This is a genomic window from Microcystis sp. LSC13-02, from assembly GCA_002282935.1.
In the GTDB taxonomy this organism is placed as follows: domain Bacteria; phylum Cyanobacteriota; class Cyanobacteriia; order Cyanobacteriales; family Microcystaceae; genus Microcystis.
Genome location: MTBT01000134.1, coordinates 1 through 6739, shown reverse-complemented (window position 1 = coordinate 6739; position 6739 = coordinate 1). Strand labels below are relative to the sequence as shown.

Below are 6739 nucleotides of genomic sequence, written 5' to 3'. Positions count from 1 at the left end.
TGTATAATCTGAGTAGAAATCTAGAAGCGTTATCGAAAAAAACACAGGAGGATAGGCAGTTTATTATGCGTTTAGCTCCACTTTACCAACAGGATAGAGAACAAGCGATTCAAGAGGGACTTACAAGAGGACTACAGCAAGGGGTACAACAAGGTATTCAACAAGGAAGACAACAGGGAGAAGCGTATTTACTCATTCGCCTTCTTCAGCGACGTTTCGGGGAAATACCCCAGAATCTAGAAGAAATCATCCGCAGCCTTCCTGTGGAGCGATTAGAAGACTTAGGACTCGCTTTATTAGACTTTGACACCTTGACAGATTTAGATAACTGGTTGCATTCGTGAGCAATAGCGATCTCGCGTAGCGAGCGCGTTGCGAGCGCATCATCCATCCTTGATTATTCTATAGTTAACGGATCCACATCGATCGCCATACTTACCTTGGGTAAAACTAAGCTTTTCAGAGGACGAAAAAGACCACCGATATCAGCCTTGTCTCCCGATGATTTTAACAGAATTTGCCAGCGATAACGGTTAGCCACGCGCATAATTGTTGCGGGTGCAGGTCCCAAAATATCCCAATCGGAACCGAAATTATTAACACATTCCTCCGCTACATTTTCGGCACTTTTCTGCACCGCTTCCCCATCTAAACCGCTAAAACGAATTAATACCAAACTACCGTAGGGAGGATAATTTAAACTCTCTCTGTGCATTAATTCCGTCTCGACAAAACCCTCATAATCGTGGGTTTGCACTGCTCTAATCACGGGATGTTCGGGGGTATAGGTTTGGATAATGACCTTTCCTTCTCTTTCTCCCCTTCCTGCTCTCCCTGCTACTTGAGTGAGGGTTTGAAAAGCGCGTTCGGAGGCGCGATAATCGGAGTGATAAAGTAAGCCATCGGCTGCCATTACTCCCACTAGGGTAACTCGATCGATATCTAATCCTTTGGTGAGCATTTGGGTTCCCACTAAGACATCGAATTCCCCATCAGTAAATTGTTTTAATAGTTCCCGGGGAGCATTTTTATTGCGGGTGGTATCACTATCAAAACGCAAGCAACGCAAATCAGGAAATTCTTTGGTTAATTCTTGGGTGACTCGCTGAGTGCCAGTACCGAAAAATTTCAGATAGGGAGAACCGCATTCAGGACATTGTTTCGGATGAATGCGACCATAGTTGCAGTAGTGACAGCGGAGTAATTCTTGCGCTCCCGGTTCGGTGTGGTGGTAGGAGAGGGAGACATCACAGTGGGGACACTCCAGCACATAACCGCAACTTCGGCAAGATACAAAAGTACTATGTCCCCGACGACTGACGAATAAAATTCCCTGTTCTCCCTTGTCGCGCAGGGTTTCCAGAGATGAACGCAGGGATTGACTAAATAGGGAACGATTGCCTCGTTGCAATTCCCGTCGCATATCGACGATTTCCACCCGCGGTAAGGGGCGATTTTGGATGCGATCGGGCAAAGATAGGTAAAGACAGGGATTATCTTGAGATTCTAGCCATGTTTCTAAAGATGGCGTGGCCGAGCCTAAAATTACGGGACAATGGTTTAATTGAGCGCGCCATTTAGCCACGGTACGCGCGTGATAGGTGGGAAGTAATTGGGTTTGTTTAAAGCTGCTATCGTGTTCTTCATCGAGGATAATCATGCCTAGGTAGGGTAAAGGGGCAAAAATAGCCGATCTCGTCCCGATAATCACCTGGGGGGTTCCTGTCAACATCTGTCGCCATGTGTCGTATCTTTCTCCTTCCGAGAGGGCGCTATGATAAACATAGACTCGATCGCCAAAACGGGCCACAAAGCGATCAGTTAGTTGCGGTGTTAATCCAATTTCGGGGACTAAAACCAAGGCAGATTTACCCGCTGCTAAGATAGGTGCGATCGCCTGTAGATAGACTTCTGTTTTACCCGATCCCGTCACTCCGTGTAAGAGGACGCTTTCACCACCTTTCAGGTTTTGAATGGTTTCTATTGCCTGTTTTTGGCTAGAAGTGAGGGTTTTTGGTTGATCCCTGCTCATAATCGCCGAGGATAAGCGCAGAAATTCCCGATCCTGAATTACCACATAACCCTTGTCAATGAGCGGTTTAAAATGTTTTGTCCCTGCAAGTTGTACCAATTCCGGCAGCCACATTTCTCCTCCCTGATGACGGAGAATTTCGACAATTTTGCGCTGATTTTCGGTTAAATCAGCAGGAAAGTCGGTTATTAGCAGGGTAATGGCTTTTTTTTGTTTAATATTGGTACTTTTGGGTGCTTCTAGATAACTTTCCACCCAACCGCGCTTAACTAAGTCTCGAATACCGTAATTAGCATTTTTTAGTTTTTCTTGCAGGTATTTCGCCGAATAATCGCCTTCTTTTTGATTTTTGAGCAGGGATAAAATCTGACGGGAGAGGGGAGTACAAAAAACTTCCGCACCGGGGGGAATCGCATCGGGTTTTAATCTGATGCGACGTTGGGAACTTCGCAGTAAACCCTTGGGTAAAGCGACGCGAACAACGGTGATTAAATCGGTAGCGTAGTATTGGGCGATTTTCGTCAATAACTGCCAATAATTATCAGGAAAAAAACCCTTAGTAATCACATCTTCCACGGGACGAATTTGATTTTCTTCTAGTCCTGGGGGCAAATTTTCGATAAATCTGAGGGCAATTCCCCCAATTACCTGAGAACCAAAGGGAACGCTTAAAATATCGCCGATTTCTACCGTTAAATACGGGGGGATACTATAGGTTAATATTTGCTCATCCTCTTGACTATCTCTAGGATAAGGACGATCGACCAAAACCTCTAACCACAGTTGCGGGGTGGTGGTTAATTGGTAGGGTGTGCGAGGTTCCGCTACAGTTAGGGTAGCATGGCGATCGAGCATGGTTATCAGTGATCAGTGAGGGGTTGGGGGTTAGGGGTTAGGGGTTAGGGGTTAGGGGTTGGGGGTTGGGGGTTGGGGGTATTTAAATTATAGTTTAAAGCTTGAGGGGAATAAAACCAGCTAATTTTCTCTAAAAACAGTTTAAATATTGCTTTTTTGCCCACAAATTTGCATTTTTAGCTCTTGCAGTCTCCCCAAATGATAATTATTGGCTATTAGCTATTTAATGAAAGCATAGTTAGGGAAAGTTGAGAATAGTTATCAATAGGAAAAGCGAAGAATAGTAATAAAAAGCTGACTGCTATCTTGATTGTTAAGAAGCGTGATCTTTACCTAGTCAAATACCGAAAACCTTAGTTAGAGTGTATGAGTAGAAACACAAAAAGTTCCTGCCATTCACCAGAAAATCTTATTGTCTGGTTCGGCGATTTGTAACCATCGACACAGAATCGCACAATTATATCCCAGAAATGGCCACCATTAATTAAGAAAACGTTTAAAAAATCTGCTCCCCGAAAATTCAATGTAACAATCAGCCCATTGGGAGAAACCGAGTTTTTCCCCGCTATTATAATCCCACTCCATCCATAACTGCTTATGAAAATCTCTAAACTGGCCTCTGATGATAATTTTAATCAAATCATTGCCCTGGAGACAAGTCCTTTAGAACTAGACAGCGTGGATTTTGCTGAAAGAACTGACGAAGATCTGACTGAACCTTTACCGGAAACCCTAAAAACCACTCGTGGGGGTAGTGGAACAGGATACGCTCAAGGTAACAATGAAGATACTGTTGGGGCATTTTTTAAAGAAATGGCCCGTTATCCCCTGCTTAATGCGGAAGAAGAAATTGAATTAGCCCACTCGGTTAAGTTTCTCATGGAAGCGGAAGAAGTGCGCCAAAAACTGCAAGAAAATTTACATCGTCCTCCGACGAAAACGGAATGGGCAAGTGCTTTACAATTAGATAATGAACGTCAACTGGAAAACCGTCTTTATCGGGGAAGAGCAGCTAAACGGAAAATGATTCGTTCTAATTTGCGCTTGGTGGTTTCTATCGCTAAACGCTATTTAAATCGCGGAGTTCCTTTCTTAGATTTAATTCAAGAAGGTGCGATCGGACTCAACCGTGCGGCCGAAAAATTCGATCCCAATAAAGGTTATAAATTCTCTACCTATGCTTATTGGTGGATTCGACAAGCAATCACCCGCACCATTGCTAACGATGCGCGCACGATTCGTTTACCGATTCACATTGTCGAAAAACTCAATAAACTCAAAAAAGCGCAGCGCATTCTCAAGCAAGATTTACAGCGCAATCCCAATGAACGGGAACTCGCAGAAGCGTTAGAAATGACTCCTGAACAATTGCGGCAATTATTACAATTGCGTCGTCAATCTCTCTCTTTAAATCATCGTGTAGGGAAAGGAGAAGATACGGAATTAGTGGATCTGTTGGAAGATGATGATCTACAACTTCCCGAAGATAAAATGAATGAGATGATGATGCGTCAGGAAATTTTCGCAGTTTTAAGTGATGTTCTCACGGAACGGGAAAAAGATGTTATCTCCCTCCGTTATGGTTTAGCTACCAGTCAACCCTATACCCTAGAGGAAGTGGGGGGAATGTTCAATTTATCTCGCGAACGAGTACGTCAAATTCAAAGTAAAGCGATGCGAAAATTACGTCGTCCTCAAGTTGCTCGTCGTCTGAAAGGATGGTTACATTAATAATTTTTTCTAACTCGTTCTCTCCTCTCTCCTCTTTCTGGGAGAGCTTTTTTTGTCGATACCCAGTAGATGGCCATAATACCTATGAACCTACATCTTACCCCACAACAAGAGCATCTAATCCAAGAGAAAGTGAAAACGGGAAAATATCAATCTCCCGAAGATGAATACGAACAAATAACTGATGCAGAATGGAGAGAAGATATTCGGCAAAAAATAGATGAAGCTATCTTTGCATCAGAAAATCATCCTCTCAGAGATGGAGAAACTTTTGTCACTGAAATTATTCATCGTTTTCAACTCATGGGTGGTTATGTCATAAATATACTAGCTAGTCAGAAGCTGAATATAATAGGCAATTTTTCAGCTATTTTTTCTAGTTTTGAATAATTTGAAATTAATTCAATATGTCTAAAAATTCTTGGTTAATTCCCGACAATATTTATTTTCTCAACCATGGTTCCTATGGTGCAACCCCTAGAATAGTCTTGGATTATCAGCAACAATTGCGGGAACGAATGGAAAGGCAACCTTTAGCATTTTTGGGGAGAGAATTAGAGGGTTTATTAGATATTGCCCGGCAAAAATTAGCGGATTTAGTCAGCGTAAATAGCGATGATTTAGTCTTTGTTCCCAATGCAACCACAGCAGTGAATGCAGTATTAAATTCCTTAACTTTTCAGGAAAATGAGGAAATTCTGATCACCGATCAGACCTATAATGCTTGTGCTAATGCAGTTAAACATATAGCTAAAAGATGGGGTTTAAAGGTAATTATCGCTAAAATTCCCTTTCCCGTGCAGTCTCCTTTAGAAATTAGTCAAGCAATTTTAGCATCAGTTTCTCCCCGGACAAAATTAGTAGTTTTAGATCATGTCACCAGTCCCACGGCCTTAATTTGGCCAATCGCAGAAATTGTGCAAGAATTAAATAATCGGGGTATTGATACTCTCATCGATGGCGCTCATGCTTTAGGTTTTTTACCCCTTAATATCGGGGCAATTAATCCCACCTATTATACTGCTAATTGTCATAAGTGGTTATGTAGTCCCAAGGGGGCTGCTTTTCTCTATGTGCGCGGGGATAAACAGGCAATAATTCGACCTTTAACTATTAGCCATGGAGCGAATTCTCCTCGACAAGATCGCTCCCGTTTTCAGTTAGAATTTGCTTGGATGGGAACCGATGATCCCAGTGCTTATTTATCAGTGCCAAAAGCGATCGAGTTTTTAAATTCTCTCTCTATTGATGGTTTACTGGGTCTGATGGCGAGGAATCGTAATTTGGTTTTAAAAGCCAGAAATTTGCTTTGTTGTGCCTTAGAGGTCAATTATCCCTGTCCAGAATCGATGATCGGATCGATGTCTTCAATTCTAATTCCTAGTTATGCTTGGGCAGCAGAAGATTTATCTAGACAACTGTGGGAAGAATATCAGATTGAAGTGCCGATAATTCCTTGGGGAGAAGCATCATTAATTGTTAGGATTTCTGCTCACTACTATAATTCGATCGAGCAGTATGAATATTTAGCTGGGGTTTTAAATTCCTTGCTAGGGTCTGCTGAAAAAGTTTTTCGGTGGGGGTAGGAGTCAGGAGTCAGGAGTCAGGAGTCAGGAGTTTCAGGCTTTGTTGCCCTTGTTGTCCCAATCCTATTTTCGCAGCATGCACATCGGACTTTAACAGGTCAAAAGCTTTATTTTAAAAGGGTTTTACCATTATTCAGCAGACCCTTGCTATTTGGGCAAAGATAAGCTAGGAGCATCCCACTCTTAATAATGTTGTTTTTAAGAGTGGGATGCAAAAATTGAGTTTTTCAGGGGTGTTTTCGGCGTTGCGGGGAGCGGGGAGAAACAATCCATAACCGAGTTTTTAAAGTTCGATTGGGAGTTAATGATGCTATTAAAAATGGATTTGGTATCAAATCCGATCCCTGATAGCTGTCTCGGAGTCTCGAAGTCTCGACTAGGAAATTAATTTTGCACGACTACTTAGGGTCTGCTGAAAAAGTTTTTCGGTGGGGGTTGGGGGTTGGGGTGTGGGGTGTGGGGTTTTACCCATTTTCAGGTGGTCAATTACCTAATTTTCAGGGAAAAAGTCCCGGAATTTTCCCCCCAATCACTC

Annotated in this window: 5 protein-coding genes; 4 read left to right on the top strand and 1 reads right to left on the bottom strand. The window is 42.6% G+C overall.

Annotated elements, in window-relative coordinates; all coding sequences use genetic code 11:
- Positions 1-344, top strand: a 344-nt coding sequence (locus tag BGL89_RS08155; protein WP_286825290.1) for a DUF4351 domain-containing protein, incomplete at its 5' end; no start/stop codon positions are given.
- A gap of 53 nt (positions 345-397) precedes the next feature.
- Here BGL89_RS08155 and priA read toward each other — a convergent pair.
- The gene (gene priA / locus BGL89_RS08150; RefSeq protein WP_286825289.1) at positions 398-2887 is read right to left on the bottom strand and encodes a primosomal protein N'; all 2490 of its coding nucleotides are present in this window, start codon (positions 2885-2887) and stop codon (positions 398-400) included.
- 597 nt (positions 2888-3484) lie between these two features.
- Between priA and BGL89_RS08145 the strand changes: the two genes are divergently transcribed.
- The 3 genes from BGL89_RS08145 to BGL89_RS08135 all read left to right on the top strand — a co-directional run bounded on the left by BGL89_RS08145 (position 3485) and on the right by BGL89_RS08135 (position 6204).
- Complete coding sequence (locus BGL89_RS08145; RefSeq protein ID WP_286825288.1) at positions 3485-4618, top strand: RNA polymerase sigma factor, RpoD/SigA family; 1134 nt, start codon at positions 3485-3487, stop codon at positions 4616-4618.
- A gap of 84 nt (positions 4619-4702) precedes the next feature.
- Positions 4703-5008 carry a ribbon-helix-helix domain-containing protein gene (locus BGL89_RS08140; protein ID WP_286825287.1) on the top strand — a complete coding sequence of 102 codons (306 nt, stop codon included), beginning with the start codon at positions 4703-4705 and terminating at the stop codon, positions 5006-5008.
- Positions 5009-5025: 17 nt separating this feature from the next.
- A complete protein-coding gene (locus BGL89_RS08135; RefSeq protein ID WP_286825286.1) occupies positions 5026-6204 on the top strand; it encodes an aminotransferase class V-fold PLP-dependent enzyme in 1179 nt (392 codons plus the stop codon).
- Positions 6205-6739 lie beyond the last annotated feature (535 nt).